Raw genomic sequence first — 16,016 nt, 5'->3', positions numbered from 1 at the left:
TTGACTGAAAAAAATACAGCTAAAAAAGATATTTATGGCTACATGCCCAACGGTGAAAAAGTATACCGATTTATATTGAAAAATAAAAACAATATTGAAGTTGAGGTTATTAATTATGGAGCTATTATAACCAAGATTAAAGTTCCTGATAACAATGGTGTTATAGAAAACATTGTACTGGGATATGATTCATTAAAGGAATATGTAGAAGATAATAGTCCATATTTCGGAGTAGTTGCCGGACGTTGCTGTAATAGAATTGCGAACGGAACATTTTACATTGATCAGGTAAAGTATGAACTACCAAAAAATGAGTTTCCTAATAGCTTGCATGGCGGTGTAAAGGGTTTTGATAAACAAATATGGCAAGTCATTTCAACTATCATCAAAGATGACTCAGTTTCCATTACACTTTCTTATTATAGTAAAGATGGCGAAGAAGGGTATCCAGGAAACCTAAATACTCTTGTGACTTATGAGTTGAATGATAACAACGCTTTAGAGGTTTATTACGAGGCCAATACAGATAAAAAAACGATCATTAACCTTACTCAACACGCTTATTTTAATTTATCAGGAAGCTTAAAAAAAACCACACTGAATCATGAGTTAAAGATTTATTCCAATAATTATCTTCCAGTGAACGATGTACTCATTCCTTTAGGTACTATTGAGAAGGTAGAAAATACACCATTCGATTTTAAATCTTTTAAAAAAATCGGAAAAGATATCAATTTGGATAACCCACAACTAAAGATAGGACAAGGCTATGACCATTGTTGGGTAATTAATGAAGACAAAACATCTGAAGCTCAAAAAGGTGAATGTGCTTTAGTCTCAGAGGTTTATCATGAAGAAAGCGGTAGATTAATGGAGGTACTTACAGATCAACCTGGTATTCAATTTTATTCTGGAAACTATCTAAATGGTGATTATGGAAAACATGCAGGATTGTGTTTAGAAACACAACATTTCCCAGATAGTCCTAACCAATCCAACTTTCCGAAAATAATTTTAACTCCTGAGGACGCATACCAAACTAAAACCATTTTCAAATTTTCTGTAAAGTAATAATTACAGGAAGTTATTTTAATATAAACCGTTAAATATTTAATTATGAAGTTTATAAACAAAGTATACCTATTATTAGTGATAGGTCTGTTAACTGTGCAATTACATGGTCAGACCAATAAGAGCTTGTTGGCTTATTGGGATTTTAATGAAGTAACTAACAATACCATTAAAGATAAGGGCGGAAATATTTCAGATGAAATAACCGGGTATTATAAATTGGTTGAGGGTGTCAATGGCAAGGCGATTAAATGCGATGGCTTTACAACTTCAATACAGAGAGATGAAGAAACTTCACCAGTAATTATAGGGCCTTTTACTATAGAAGCTTGGGTAGCCCCTCAAGCTTATCCTTGGAATTGGTGTGCTATTTATAATCAGGAATATAAAAAACATCGGGGTATGTTTTTTGGTATTGACGGCGAAGGAAGGGTAGGCTTACATGCTGCGGTTGCTAGGCAATGGCGAGAATGCATAAGTACAGAAACCATTCCATATATGAAGTGGTCTTACATAGCGGCAACATATCATCCGGAAACAGGTATGAAGGTTTATATAAATGGTAAACTGTCTGGTGAACTACCTGTAAAAGGGGACCTGTTATACGATCGCGAATTTCCTATGCAAATAGCTCGAAACCATAAATCTATGGCGCCCTCGTCATTAAATCGGGCAGGGTTTGTGGATGTGCCAGCAAAGTATTCTTTCGATGGTCTTATTGATGAATTAAAGATTACTGGAAAAGCTAAATCTCAAGGTGAACTTGAACGTATTTATGAGCAATTGAAACCTCAAAATGAACCTCAATTAATCTGGCGTAAGCTACCAGAAATACATATTGAGAATCCAGAATTTGGGGCGCACTATACCAAGCTTAACTATGATGAAGATTGGGATAGACTATGGAGAGATGATAGTTATCCAGATGTTGTAATCACCTTTGATGATAAAAGATATTCTATGGTATTTTGGAAGGGTACCAATTATAATATGAATTTGGTCACAGAGAATGGAAGGTGGATAGCCGATCAAAGTGCTGAAACTTTTGGAGATTTTGGTTGTATGGAGCACATGTCTGATAAGCAAAACCGATATAGTCATATACGTGTCGTAGAAAACAATGAGGCACGGGTAGTGGTGCATTGGCGCTATGCCTTAACGGATATAAATTATTCTATTGCAAATACAGATGAAGTAACCAATTGGGGCGACTGGGCTGATGAATATTATTATATCTACCCAGATGGTATCGCCGTTAGGCATTATAAGATTCATGGTTATGACGATGGTTATAGTATTACGGAACCGGCTTTGTTGTCTAATCCTGGAGAAAGACCAGAAGACAATATTGACATGGTTGCCGTAACACTTATGAATCTTAAAGGCGAAACAAGCAAACACTCCTTTGAAACGTGGCCATCTGACCAACTAGCAGGAGCAGGAGGACAATTTAAAAACGCTGTTGATAATGAAGTGCTGTCTGTTATTAATGTAAAATCTCAAACTAAACCGTTTTTTATTTATGAAAAAAATGGAAATATCGGGCCTTATGGGGGCGGAAGAAAGGAAATAGATTACCGCCTTTCAAAATTTCATTGGAGGAATCATTGGCCAGTGTCGCAAATACCTAGTGATGGGCGATTTGTATTAGCAAACGACAGGGTAACCAGTTCTGCGATTACTTCTCCAGAAGCAGGAATAAACCGTGAAACTGAAAATGGACCATTAGAAGGTCGCTTTATACTTGGACTCAGTGGTGAGCCAATTCAAAATTTAACTGGCTTTGCCAAGTTTTGGCTTAAAACGCCTGAATTAAAAGTAACAGCCGGTAATTATACCCATCAGGGTTTTAATAGAAATGACAGAGCCTATCACTTAATTAAAAATAGTGATGCCAATGAATCATTAACTCTGGACATTCAGGCTTCAGAAAAATCTCCTCTTGTAAACCCAACGTTCATAATTAAAAACTGGGGAGGTAAAGTCCCTGTTTTAGAAATAGATGGGTTGCAACAATCGCCGTCAAAAAAGTATAAGTATTCTATTCGAAAGAGTTTAGAATCTAAGGATCTTATTATTTGGCTTGAAACGGATGTTGTAAAACCAGTAACGCTCACTTTAAATTAACAATTCATAGACAGAGAAAATAGGATAAATCAATCTTTTGGCAAATGTCTGTTTACAGACAAATACGATATAAAAAATACAGAAATGAAAAGTAGAATATTAGGAAAGAACGGGTTTAATGTTACTGAAGTTGGCCTAGGTTGTTGGCAATTAGGGGGAAAGAACTGGGGAGATGATATGAATAATGATAGAGCCTTTGAAATTCTTCAGGCCGCTGTAGATAGTGGTATTCGTTTTTTTGATACCGCCGATGAATATGGTGAAGGGCAAAGTGAGTCTTTAATAGGTGCTTTCCTAAAAACAACAGATGCAGATATTAAAGTGGCTACTAAGTTTGGAAAATCTGTAAAAGTTGGTAATAATTTTAATGAGGCCATATTAAGAGAATCTATAGAGGCATCAGCAGAACGTTTAGGGGTAAAAACCTTAGATTTACTTCAGTTACATTGTGTGCCTCAAGATGTACTTGAAGATGGTGCCATTTTTGATTGGTTGCGGAGATTACAGCGTGAAGATAAGATTGCTCACTTTGGCGCTAGTGTTGAGAGTATTGAAGAGGCATTAATATGCATGGAACAAGACGGGCTTCAATCACTACAAGTCATTTATAATATCTTTAGGCAAAAACTTACCAAACAATTATTACCACAAGCTCAATCTAAAGGTGTTGGAATTATTGTAAGATTACCTTTGGCAAGTGGCTTATTAACGGGGAAATTCAATAAAAATACCAAGTTTGCAGAGAACGACCATAGAAACTTTAATCAAGGTGGAAAGTTTTTTAATGCAGGAGAGACATTTTCGGGGCTATTTTTTGATAAAGGGTTAGAACTTTCAGAACACCTTAAAACATTGTGCCCTCCAGAGCTAACTATGGCACAAATGGCATTACGCTGGATTTTGGATCATAAAGCCGTCTCTACTGTAATACCCGGAGCGAGTTCTACATCACAAGTTATTGGAAATGCTACGGCTAGCACGTTAGACCCACTGCCCAATGACCTTATGAAAACACTAGAAACGTTTTACGTGAATGAAGTACACGAACATATACATGGTGTTTATTAGTCTTTTTAAAGCTTTAGTGCATTTAAAATTATTTTAGGAATTTATGAAAGAACAATCTCAATCAGAATAGGATAAATCAAGAGGATATGTCAAACGATAATATCGGAAATTCCAAGCGTAGAAATTTGATAAAGGGACTTATTGGAGTTCCTTTTTTAGGATTGTTTTATCAGCAATTTTCTAAAGTTCAGGACACAAATAAGTCTGACAACTATTTAAACTCGCTTAATGAACTAGAGCTTGATTTTGAAGAGGTTGAAAAAGAAAAACAAGAGAGACCAATAACAGACTCTAATACACTTCGTATTGGCGTGGTTGGTTTAGGGTGGCGAGGTCCTGACCTTATGCGTTCGTTGGGCTATATAGATGATGAACTCATAGCTGAAGACCCTTACACACTCGAGGAAATGAAAGTGCAAGAAGATCTCAACATAGACATTGTTGGGGTATGCGATTTATTTTCTATAAGAGCAGAGCGTGGTGCAAAAATAGCAAGTAAGAAGTTAATCAGCAGAAAGATAGTAAGTGTAACGCCTCCAGTTATTTATCCTACTTATAAGGAAATGTTAGATAGCGGTAAGATAGACGCTATCATGATTGCAACCGCAGACTTATGGCATGCAGAAATAGCAATAGAAGCCTCAAAACGAGGGGTTCATGTATATTGTGAAAAACCCATGACACGCACTATTGAGGAAGCTGTGGCTTTGCGTAAAGCCATAAAGCAAAGTAATGTGGTTTTTCAGTTGGGGCATCAAAATAGACAACAGGCGAGTTACAAAAAGGCCAAGCAATTATTAGATAAAGGTGTTGTTGGAACCATTTCGGCTATAGAAACGTATACTGATCGTAATAGTGATTTTGGTGCATGGATAAGAGGTATCCATGAAAAGGCCAATATGTCAAATGTGAACTGGAAAGAGTATATTAGAAACACAGGTGATGTACCTTTTGATTTGGATAAGTTTTTTAATTGGCAGAAGCATTTCGATTTTGGTACAGGGCCAGGAGGAAATCAATTTACCCATGCATTTGATGGTGTAAATCAGATTTTAGGTGTAGGCATTCCAAAATCTGTTGTATCCTTAGGAGGTAATTACTATTTTAAAGACCCAAGAGATATTCCCGATTCCTATAACGTTATATATAACTACCCAGATAAAGGTCTAACACTTACTTACGATTGTACTTTAAAGAGTAGATTTGATCGTGGCATACACTTATTAGGAACCAAAGCTCAAATGGAAGTAGGAGGAGAGGTACGCATTTTTCCAGATTTATATAATGAAGCTTATATTAAATTACAACAGAAAGAAGGTGACCCCATTTATACTTTTCCATTTGAGGTAGCGCAAGTAGACGGTATATAAGGCAAACGTGTAGATTGGGATGAGGTTAATGAAAAAATAGTGTTGATTTAATTGTAAAACACTTTCAGGTATGAAGTCCGTTTTTTTAGAATATAGAACCAAAACCTATTCTAAACTTCAACTTATTGTGCTTACCGGGTTAAGAATTGCTATTGGATGGCATTTTTTGCAAGAAGGGTTAAATAAAGTATACCAACCAGACTGGTCTGCTAAGACTTTTTTAGAAGCATCAAATAATTTATGCTCCTTTCTATTCCATTATATTGCTGAGAATGAGATGCTATTGGAAATATCAGATAGTGTAAACCAGTGGGGGCAAGTTATTATTGGCGTTTCGTTAATTCTAGGGTTATTGTCAAAACCATTAAAATATTTTGGAGTACTTTTATTATTTCTATATTATTTATGTAGCTTTTCTCTTGGTACGGCACATATTATAAATTCAATTGTCATAGAGTTACTAGCACTATGCATACTTATTTTATTTCCCACAAGTTATAAAACGGGGTTAGACTCATTTTTAATAAAGCACAATAGGTAATTTATTAAACTAATGATGAGGCGAAGAGATTTTATAAAACAAACAGCATATGCCTCTGGTTTAGTTTTTGTTGGTATGCCTAACTTACATTTCGTACCAGGCCAAGTAAGAACGCGTAACGTATATATCTTTTCTAAACATCTGCAATGGTTAGACTTTTCTGAAATGGCCAAGGTTGCAAAAAACCTAGGGTTTGACGGAGTAGATCTCACCGTAAGACCAGGAGGCCATGTAGGGCCCCAAGATGTTGAAGAACAGCTGCCAAAGGCAATAAAGGCTATTAGAGCAGAAGGGTTAATCATAGATACAATAACTACTGCTATTACAGATGCCAGCGATAAATACTCTGAAAGGATAATCAAAACAGCTTCTCATCTAGGGGTTGAACAGTTAAGATTAGGCTGGTATCATTTTGAAGAACACCTTGGCTTAGAGGAGAATTTGATACAAATTGGAGAAAAATTATCTGCCTTAGATCAATTGTGCGGTATTTATAATATTCGTGCCGATTATCAGAACCACAGCGGGAATGGTTTTGGTGCATCGGTTTGGGATATCAGAGAAGTTTACAATAGTATTAACCCTAAATGGTTAGGTGTAAGATATGATGTACGCCATGCTTCTGTTGAGGGATTCAATTCTTGGTCTACAGACCTAAAGGCTATTTGTAAATATGTGAAATCGCTAGACCTAAAAGATTTTGTTTGGGAAACGACCAAACAGGGGCCAGATATCGAAGATGTTCCATTAGGAAAAGGAGATGTTGATTTTAAAACCTATTCAAAACTTCTTGAGACTTTAGAGATTCCTGGAAATATTACGTTGCATTTAGAATATCCTTTAGGAGGCGCAGAACATGGTGATAAAAAATTAGCAATAGAGCCTAAATTAGTTTTAAAAGCTATAACACGAGATTTAAAATTCATTAAGCGCAATGTTAGTCTTAAATTAGTAGATTCTAATTAAAAACTAATCAATAAAATAGTTGCTTTTATTGGTAAACTAGTTTTGCCTTTGGTATCGTTAGCTAATTAAGTACCAAAAAAATCTATATGAAAGTCTTGTGTTTTTTGACTTTCATATAGAGAAAACAACTGTTTATAGTGATAACTAATCCAAACAGAAATTTTAGTTATTGTTTTTTGTTTTGTACGGGTATAGAGGGTATACACACCGTCGTTTAAACGTTAGCCTGCTTTAGCTAGCACCTTAAAACGTATTATTTTTTAAATTCATAGGCACCTAAATCTATCGCATCATCTATGATTCTGTCTTTTCCATTTAGATCAATCTTAAGGTCTTCTGGGAATACACTATTGGTTCCTGAGTTAATGGCGGGTGATTTATCTGTGAGTTCAAAACCATTGCCCTTAAAATTGGGGTTAGAATCAATGATATTTGTGCCATTATAACCTCCTGATACAATACTATATGCAATATCAGGAGTAGATCTCAAGTCATTTATTTCCATGTTTTTTGGAGCTGTGTTTCCCCATAGGATGCAATTTCTAAGTTTTGGATTACTGTCTCTGTTGCTCATACCGCCTCCAACTTCTTTAGCAACATTGTTAACAAATGTGCAGTTAACTATTAGTGGAGCACTACCATTAACATTATACATACCACCTCCAGTTAAAGTAGCTTCATTGTTGTAAAAAAGACAATTTGCAATGACTTGATTGGTCGTTTCATTATTGTACATACCTGCGCCATCTTCTCCTACCTTATTATTTTTAAAGATACAGTTAAATACCTTTGTATGGCTTCCAGGGCCATTCATAAGTCCCCCGCCTTCTTGCACGGATTGGTTTTTAGAAAATAAACAGAAACTAATAGTAGGGTTAGAGTCCCCCCAAACACGTATGCCAGCACCATCGGCGAATGCTTTATTATTAGTAACGATACAGTTCTTTATAGTTGGACTGCCTTCTTCAATATTCATACCTCCTCCGCCATCGTTAGGCCATTCGTCCATATTGGCATTCCCTCCAGTTATGATGAAACCATCAATTATTGCTGTACGGTTGGTGCCATTGCCGGTTACAACGTGAAAACAATTATCCGATAGATTTTGATCTGTTTCATCATCTTTATTCAAATCTCCACTTAGTATTGTTTTATTTTCTTTCCAGTTCCTCTCATCACTTTTAAGCTCAGTACCTTTAAACCCTCCTAGTAAGCTGATGTTGTTTTTTAATTGAAAACTAAAATCTCTTTTTTGGTTTCCGGTAACTTTCCTTTCTGGGACATAAGTGCCTTGAGTTACCCATATTTCGGTATTAGCTTTTGCTTTTGCCAAAGCAGTTTCAAGGGAATTGAATGCAGATTTCCAAGACGTTCCATCGCCGTTAGAGCTTAAATTAGAATTTACATATACGATATTTTTCTCAGAATTACTTTGTTGAGAAAAAGAATGGTTTATGGTGATTATAGTTACTATAATTGCAATAAATACACTTTTGAATTTTAAATTTTTCATGACAATTGATTTTAAATATTTTACTAAAGGATTAATTAGGTTTTGATTGTAGATAAAGATGTAGTGCGTTATTCAACTCATATTTAAACCAGTCTAAGCAATATAATCTAAATCAGATTTGGTATTAGTAAATACCCCAACTTTACTGCGAAAGCATATTGCTTCTAACAGATGTGTGTTTTTATACATGTTTAATTTTTTAGAGAGGATATTAATTTTTGCATAGATTTTGCAAAAGCGGCGTCATCTTCCGGGTGGGCACCTTTAATACTTTCTTCAGCAATAGAAATTGCAGCGTCGTGATTTCCTAATTTAGCTAAAATATTAGCTTTTACTCCAAGAACCCAAAAGGCATCCGTGTTTATCTCTAATGCTTTATTTGCAAAATTAAGTGCTTTTTCTAATTCAATACCTCTTTCTAGAAGATATGCTGATGCTGAAAAGTAATCTTCGAACATTCTATCATTTTTATCGTTTTGATAGTTCATGATTTTACTCATAAGAACTTCTTCAGTATCAACTTCAAGTGGGATGGAAATTAGTGTATTTTCCCAAGAAATGTCAATTGTGCAAGATGCTCTTCTTAAGTTATTAAGATCAATTAAAAATGATTCTATAGGTTCACTTAATTTTTTAGGTACGATATTAAATGTAGCCAAAGGTTGTAATTCGGAATAATCGTAAGTTTCTTCATCAAACTGATGAATATGTATTTGCCATTTGGAAGCATTTGGTGTAGTTATTATAATATAGCTGCCCTCAACAAGTTTAACTCCCCCTAAAGTAATATCTTTGCTAAAGGTAAATTTGGAAGCTTCATTAGCGCCAGTACGCCATATTTCATTATAGGGAACCAAGCCCCCAAATATTTTTCTTCCACGAATGCTTGGTCTAAAATATTCAATAGTGACGTTTGTAAAGCCAACGGTTTGCGTGACTTTAGACTTTGGACTTGGAATTGGCATGTCTATACCAAAATGTTCTGATTGTGCTATTGTATAAAAAGAAATACTAATAGCAATAATAGTTAATATAAATTTATTCATTTTTTTAGTTTTAAAAGATTATATAAAGTCTTGGTGATTTATTTAATTTTAGCTAAAAAGCATCTATTAAGTTGCTTTAGTTTAATAAAGGGGTAATATGTATGTAAAAACATTCTATATTAAGTATCTCTTTATTCTGGGTTCAAGGTTATGGATATTTTTTCTTTTGAGTTTTCAGATATCCAAATAACTAAAGTTTTGGTGCCATCGGTATCTCTAAAAGTACCTTGTCTTGGTGTAACGGATTTGTTGTTGTATTGTGCTTTAGCTTGACCTCTGTTGCCCCAGTGCTTTACAACAATAGCTAAGTTTTTAGTAGGGTTTTCTGCGGATGCATTAACACTAAATTTGATGGTTCCCTCTGGGTTAGCTTCTATAACATAGGCTCTTTGAGCTGGGTCATATTTTCCTGTGCCTCCTTCAACGTCAGATATTTGAGGAGCGTTTAGCCAGGAATTAGCTAACAGTACAAGGTCTTCCGAATTTAAATTCATCATGCCTTCCATTAATAATTGTTGATAACTAGGTACAGAACCTTTTTTATCTTCTTTGTATATTGGCATGAATAGATGTGTTAATGAACTATGTGCTGTTCTGTCTGAAAACGTAGAATTACGACCATCTGAAGCCATTTGCGCTACAGGCCAGTGATTCCATGATGGGAATACCGAGTATTCGGTTAATTCGCCTCCATAAACATTCGAATCAATAAATTCACCAATGGTTACCGGCTTATATTCTCCAGTATAGTTGATATATTGAATGGATTTATTATCTGGTTTCTCTACATTCTCTGGAGGTCCGCCAATCCAATTATAAGTAGCTGTATCTCCTTTTAAATTATACATTGAAAGTGCTTCTTTGGTATGTATAATATCTTCGGGGTGTTGATCTGGACCAAAAATTGCCATAGACTCTTGAAATTCATGGTCTCTAATACCGTTGGTCCAAACAGTCATACTTTTAACTGCAACACCGTCTGGGTATATATAATAGTACCAATCACTCCAATCTCCCCAACCAGTATCTTCATTGTAGTTAGCTACATAATGGAATACATCCCATAATGGATATCTCCAATGCACTACGGTTCTGGCAGGGGTGTTTTCTATGATCCTTACATGGTTACTATATATGGTTTTATCAGACATAGGTTCTTGGCAACCAATGCCACCAGAACGATTCCACGTTTCATTAAACTCATTGCTGTACCATTGTCCAGATTCGTTAACCAACATAGGAATATAGCCGGTGCCTTTCCAAAAAACAAATTTGGTAGGCATTTCATCAAACTCCACAACAACATCAGTATGGTCGCTAAAGCGCCAAAAATTATCATAAACATCATGAAATGCCAGATTAGAATAATAGGCTCCAAATTCACTTGAGTTTTTTCCATCAGGTAATACCCTTTTATCCATGTTTACAGTATCCAAAGCATCACCCCCTTTACTATAATTTTGATATGTAGCAGCTACCTGTGAAGCTGAGAGTGCTATATCGTAAATTTTAATTTCATCAATGAGACCATCCAAGCAATAGGTGTCTGAAAAGTAAGTAGACATTCTAACGGTTCTTGTTGGCCTTCTATCCTTACCTCTACCAATTCGTATATCGTTTGAAGATGTGATAATCTTTCCAGGGCTCACCTTTTTTTGTTCAGTCAGTTTACCATTTACATAAATACTCATAAGCCCGTTATCGCCATCATATGTACCTGTAAGTTGATGCCATTGGTATCTTTCAACAAATGCATTATCGGCAATTAGTTCTTCTGTCTTGTTATTTATACGTAATTTAAATTTAGGCTTGCCATAGGCATCTATGCCTAAGAAATAGCCTTTATCGTTTTCTTCCTTTAGAATAACCTCAAAGTCACGCTCTTCAGCTTCGAACTGGTCAAAAACTTCTTTAGTTTTTACAATGGTATCTCCTTCAAAAACCATTAGTGCCGTTTCCGGATTATCATCTACTTGTTGAATTAATGGCACATCGTTCCATGGATATGCAGCTAGTGCTACCCAGCCTTCTAGAGTAATTTGATTGTTTATTGCAGGGGCGTCTTGTGCAGAAACTTTTAATTCGTTTCTATAGCCATCAAACTGTAGTGATGTGCCAGAAACCCCAGTTCGCCACAAGGCATCTCCAATAATAGGCATCTCTTTTTGTGAGGCACTTTCTTCTTTTGTTGAATAATTTTCACCTTCATCAAATCTTAACCATAATTTAGGCCTCACAGGTGATTTGTCTATAATAGTTGCAACATGAGTGTTGTTTGTACTAGGTTTGGTCTCAACATCCTCGAGCACAGAATTAGCAATACCAGAACTAGTAAGCTCAAAGGACTGTTTTTTTAGAGATTTGTTGCTTCTCCAGTCTGCAACTTTTTCTGTACCAGATTTAATGGTTCTTGTAACTTTACTATTAGGATAGATATTAAAATACTCATCAACAAAATTTAGGGGAGATACGCCTGTATGTGGATTTGTACCCGCGAATTTTGGTAAATACCTCCAATGTACAATGATTTCGTCGTCGGTATTTTTTACCAATTTTATTCTAGAATAAGTATTAGCCTTATCTGGCATTTGTTCAGTGCCATCTCCAGAACGCTCAATAACTTCATCTACATAAAATCGACCCTGAGGTGTTTCTAAATAGGGGAGATAACTGCTACCTCTCCAAAAGACAAAAGACGATTGCCCATCCCCAAGGTCAACCACAATATCGGCGTAATTGCCAACCCTAGAAAAAGCTTCAAAAGGTTCATTAGAATTAATCTTGGTATAAAATGCACCAAACTCTCCGAGGACTATTTCTTTATTTCTATCTGATTCACAACTAATTAACAAAGTGGTAATAAAACAAATATTTACTACCAGACTTAATCTTCTCATGTCCATATAGTTTTTGTGGTTTATACCAAGATCATCTCTTAATGCTAACCTTTAGCAAAAGTATACTACACTTTAGATATGCTTACGGTAGTATTCTCGTTGGCTTGGTGTTTCATCCAAACCACTAAACATTTGTTGCCTTTTGTATCACGTTCTATACCTGTTTTTATATTGTCCCCATTTACAAATGTTCCATTAATACTTAAGTTTATGTTACCATCCCAATTAGATATCACAAAAGCAGGATTTACCATTGGTTGATCTTTAGAAGCTTTTATTTCAAAGCTAATATTGTCTTCAGAAGCCTCAACCATAAATGCTTTTTGTTCTTTTGAATAGGTTACAGAAGCAGCTCCTGAAACATTTTCTATTGCAGGAGGTAATTTCCATGAACGTGCCAATGGGATTAGTGATTCTATGTTCTCATTAGTCATACCATGCAGAGACATGGCGCCAACGGCAGGCAAGAAATCATTAGCTCCAATAGCAAAGTGACCTATACGATCGTTACCGATAGCATAACGTCCATCAGATGGTAATAAGTTTGCAGGCCAGTGGTTCCATGGGCCAGCAAACGGGTCATCGGTATATGCAGAATTTTCAGCTTCTCCCCAAGGCGTGATGTACCCGCCCTGGAAAACTTGGAATGTTTTGTATTCTGATTTTGTTTTAACTAATTCAATAGAAGCATCATGAATTTGTACAAAAGGCGACTTGTTCGGCAACTCCCACGTTAATTGTTGGACATCGCCGTTCAAATTGGCCACATCCATGGCATTTAGCCCTACTTGATCAAGTGCTTTTACCCCTGGTGTAACCAAAATTTGTATGTCTTGAAAACCTGGTCCACTAGCACCTACATTTTCTTCGGTCCAAGTATCATTTTCAGGATGGTAATATTTATCCATAAAAGCACCCATCATTTCTCCCCATTCCATCGTTGCAATTGAGAATTCAGAAAGTTCAGCTTCCTCATCCTCTTCTTCTTCAATAGCGAAGGCATCTTCTCCATCTTCATTCTCTGGCAAGCCTCTACCATTAAAGTTTACTTTTCTAACGGCAGTACCATCAGGGTATATATAATAATATTCATCAGACCAGTTGGTTTCATCATTATTATTAATATAACCAACATCTACACAAGGGTATTTCCAATGAATAACTGCTCTAGCGGGGCTATTTTCAAGGATTCTTGCAAAACTTTGGCGATTCTGTTTATCAGCCATATGCTCAGAACACCCATGTGGTCCCCAAGTTTCGGTACTTTGGTCAGCCATCCAAATGTTGTTATCGCTAATCCAGTTAGAAGCATAGTTGGTACCACGCCAGAATTTAACAGATCCTTTAACTTGGTCAAACTCAACAGCTATATCTGGGTTTTCCACATTTCTCCATAAATTATCCCATAAGGCGTTACTAACGGTTAAGTTGGCATAGTATGCTCCAAATTTACCAGTTTCACTTTCACCAGGTAAAGTGCTTAATGGAAGATTTGAGGTAAAGTCAGTTGGTTTTGTTTGGTTGTATAAATCAGCCAACGAGGCTTCGTTTAAAGCATTGTTATGAACTTGTATTTCATCAATTAAACCTTGAAAACCAATATAATAATCTATATTTTCAGCATTAGTTCTCACGAAGTCCGAACCTCTGTCTAATATGTTATTCATACCAATTTGAATTGGACCATTTATAAAGTTAACAGGATTATTAAGCGTTTTGGTAGCTTCAACCTTTCCATTAATTGACAATGCAATTTTATTGTTATTAACCGATACCGACACAAATGACCATTTTCCAAAATCAATTATGGACTTGGATTTGGTTTCTACTCCATTAGCTTTGAATATAATATGACCATAAGGGTTTAGCCCAAAATAAAAACCTTCATTGCCCCAGTCTTTGGATTGATGAATTATAGGAGCGTTATTATAGGGATAGGCATCAGGAGCCACCCAAGAAGTTATGGTAAAAGATTGACTTATTTCAGGAGTTTTGCCGGCGGTTAAAGACACGGACGTATAATATCCATCAAAAGCTAAAGCTGTTCCAGAAATTCCTTTAGTATAGTGGGTAGAAACCCCATCAATATAAGAAGATGCTCCAGAAACAGATTCTGTAATAGTATCTTCATGTGGTTTCATACCATCATCAAAATTCCATGATAATACTGTATTTTCTAAGTTTTGGTCAATTACAGGATTCCCTTCAAAAGCTTTACGGGGATAAATAGGTGCAGCCTTTCCTTCACTTAAATTACTGTGCTCAACACCATTGGCGGTCAATTGAATTTTTTGCGTAGATCCAAAATCTGGGTGTATCCAATCTTCATATCTTGTGCCCGTGGCATCCTTTACCTCTCTAATAACAGAGTAATCTTTCTTAATTGTAAAGACTTCGTGCACTACATTGGTAATCCCACCTTTGTAAAGTGGGTCTTCATCAATACTCTCAAAAATACCAGAAAGCACTGGGATATGCCTGTAATGAACTACAATCTGGTCATCAGATTCTTCTAGTAATCTAACGTATGTATATCTAGATTTAACATCCTTTTCACGCTTGGGGTATAAATCTTCTATAACATAGGTTTTATCGCCCACTCTCCATATTGGAGCATAAGCATTATCAATTCTAAATTCTAATTGACCTATACCTAGCTTTACAACTAGATCCTCATAGCGCTCATGAGCCTTATCAGAATTTTTTAAGCTGGTATGATAGGCATAAAAATCATTGCTTGAAGCTTTGTTCGATTTGTTATTACAAGATAACAGAGACAACAAAAAGATTGGGATTATCCAAGGTTTAATACGGTTCATGATATGAATTTGTAAATTAATTTTCCAATGTTTTGGTTCCATTTTTTACAAATATACAACTTACTTAATAAACATTAGAAAGTATTGAATGGCTTTTGAGAGAGTTAAGGAAAATTTAACTGGTCTCAAAAATAGTTTAAGCTATGTACTTTAGTTCATTTAGCTTCTAAAAACATCTACCTTTGCGTGATGGGAGAGGTTAGGAGTAACGGCCACACAATTTCAAGGCTTACGGACCCATTTAGTTTGGAGCACAAATAAAAGTGTGCTGTTCTAAGGGGTGATATCCAGATTCGTTGCCGAATGTTGTTTACACAGATATGCGAGTCCGAGGACGTTCATATCCTGAAAGGTGTAGTTTCGAAGGACCATATGCATATGAGTTCTGAATACGTGGTTGTTACTTCAGAGAACACCAAACTTATTGGGGGAATCAATATAAACATCGATTATAAAAAATCTGATTATGAAAAGGTTTTAAGGGAACTGGAATCCTTACTTCAAAACAGGAAGAAACTTCGAATCAGAAATCAAACCGATTTATTGAACGCCATGTCCAAACTTGGCTTTGAGTATGTCAATGCCTATAATGGCAAAG

General features: G+C 35.8%; 10 protein-coding genes and 1 pseudogene. 7 read left to right on the top strand and 4 right to left on the bottom strand.

Features of this window, described 5'->3' with window-relative positions:
• The 6 genes from LV704_RS19650 to LV704_RS19625 all read left to right on the top strand — a co-directional run bounded on the left by LV704_RS19650 (window position 1) and on the right by LV704_RS19625 (window position 7,143).
• Window positions 1-1,071 (top strand): aldose epimerase family protein, encoded by a 1,071-nt coding sequence (locus tag LV704_RS19650; protein ID WP_163421986.1) that lies wholly within the window; start codon window positions 1-3, stop codon window positions 1,069-1,071.
• Between the two features lie 45 nt (window positions 1,072-1,116).
• Window positions 1,117-3,198 carry a LamG domain-containing protein gene (locus tag LV704_RS19645; protein ID WP_163421987.1) on the top strand — a complete coding sequence of 694 codons (2,082 nt, stop codon included), beginning with the start codon at window positions 1,117-1,119 and terminating at the stop codon, window positions 3,196-3,198.
• Between the two features lie 84 nt (window positions 3,199-3,282).
• On the top strand, window positions 3,283-4,266 hold the full coding sequence (locus LV704_RS19640; RefSeq protein ID WP_163421988.1) for an aldo/keto reductase: 984 nt from the start codon (window positions 3,283-3,285) through the stop codon (window positions 4,264-4,266).
• An 86-nt stretch (window positions 4,267-4,352) separates the two neighbouring features.
• Window positions 4,353-5,636, top strand: a complete 1,284-nt coding sequence (locus LV704_RS19635) for a Gfo/Idh/MocA family protein (protein WP_163421989.1) — start codon at window positions 4,353-4,355, stop codon at window positions 5,634-5,636.
• A 70-nt stretch (window positions 5,637-5,706) separates the two neighbouring features.
• On the top strand, window positions 5,707-6,177 hold the full coding sequence (locus LV704_RS19630) for a DoxX subfamily (protein WP_163421990.1): 471 nt from the start codon (window positions 5,707-5,709) through the stop codon (window positions 6,175-6,177).
• Between the two features lie 12 nt (window positions 6,178-6,189).
• The gene (locus tag LV704_RS19625) at window positions 6,190-7,143 is read left to right on the top strand and encodes a sugar phosphate isomerase/epimerase (protein WP_163421991.1); all 954 of its coding nucleotides are present in this window, start codon (window positions 6,190-6,192) and stop codon (window positions 7,141-7,143) included.
• 253 nt (window positions 7,144-7,396) lie between these two features.
• Here LV704_RS19625 and LV704_RS19620 read toward each other — a convergent pair whose 3' ends face one another.
• From LV704_RS19620 to LV704_RS19605, 4 genes are all read right to left on the bottom strand, one after another.
• Window positions 7,397-8,656 (bottom strand): right-handed parallel beta-helix repeat-containing protein, encoded by a 1,260-nt coding sequence (locus LV704_RS19620; RefSeq protein WP_163421992.1) that lies wholly within the window; start codon window positions 8,654-8,656, stop codon window positions 7,397-7,399.
• Between the two features lie 191 nt (window positions 8,657-8,847).
• A complete protein-coding gene (locus tag LV704_RS19615; protein WP_163421993.1) occupies window positions 8,848-9,702 on the bottom strand; it encodes a DUF2911 domain-containing protein in 855 nt (284 codons plus the stop codon).
• A 131-nt stretch (window positions 9,703-9,833) separates the two neighbouring features.
• Window positions 9,834-12,599, bottom strand: a complete 2,766-nt coding sequence (locus LV704_RS19610) for a LamG domain-containing protein (protein ID WP_163421994.1) — start codon at window positions 12,597-12,599, stop codon at window positions 9,834-9,836.
• A 65-nt stretch (window positions 12,600-12,664) separates the two neighbouring features.
• A complete protein-coding gene (locus tag LV704_RS19605) occupies window positions 12,665-15,418 on the bottom strand; it encodes a LamG domain-containing protein (RefSeq protein ID WP_163421995.1) in 2,754 nt (917 codons plus the stop codon).
• Window positions 15,419-15,607: 189 nt separating this feature from the next.
• Here LV704_RS19605 and LV704_RS20095 point away from each other — a divergent pair.
• Window positions 15,608-15,811, top strand: a pseudogene (locus LV704_RS20095) (transposase); the annotation flags it as partial.
• Window positions 15,812-16,016 lie beyond the last annotated feature (205 nt).

The organism is Flagellimonas sp. CMM7, from assembly GCF_021390195.1.
GTDB lineage: Bacteria > Bacteroidota > Bacteroidia > Flavobacteriales > Flavobacteriaceae > Flagellimonas.
This window is presented reverse-complemented; position numbering and strand designations above follow the sequence as displayed.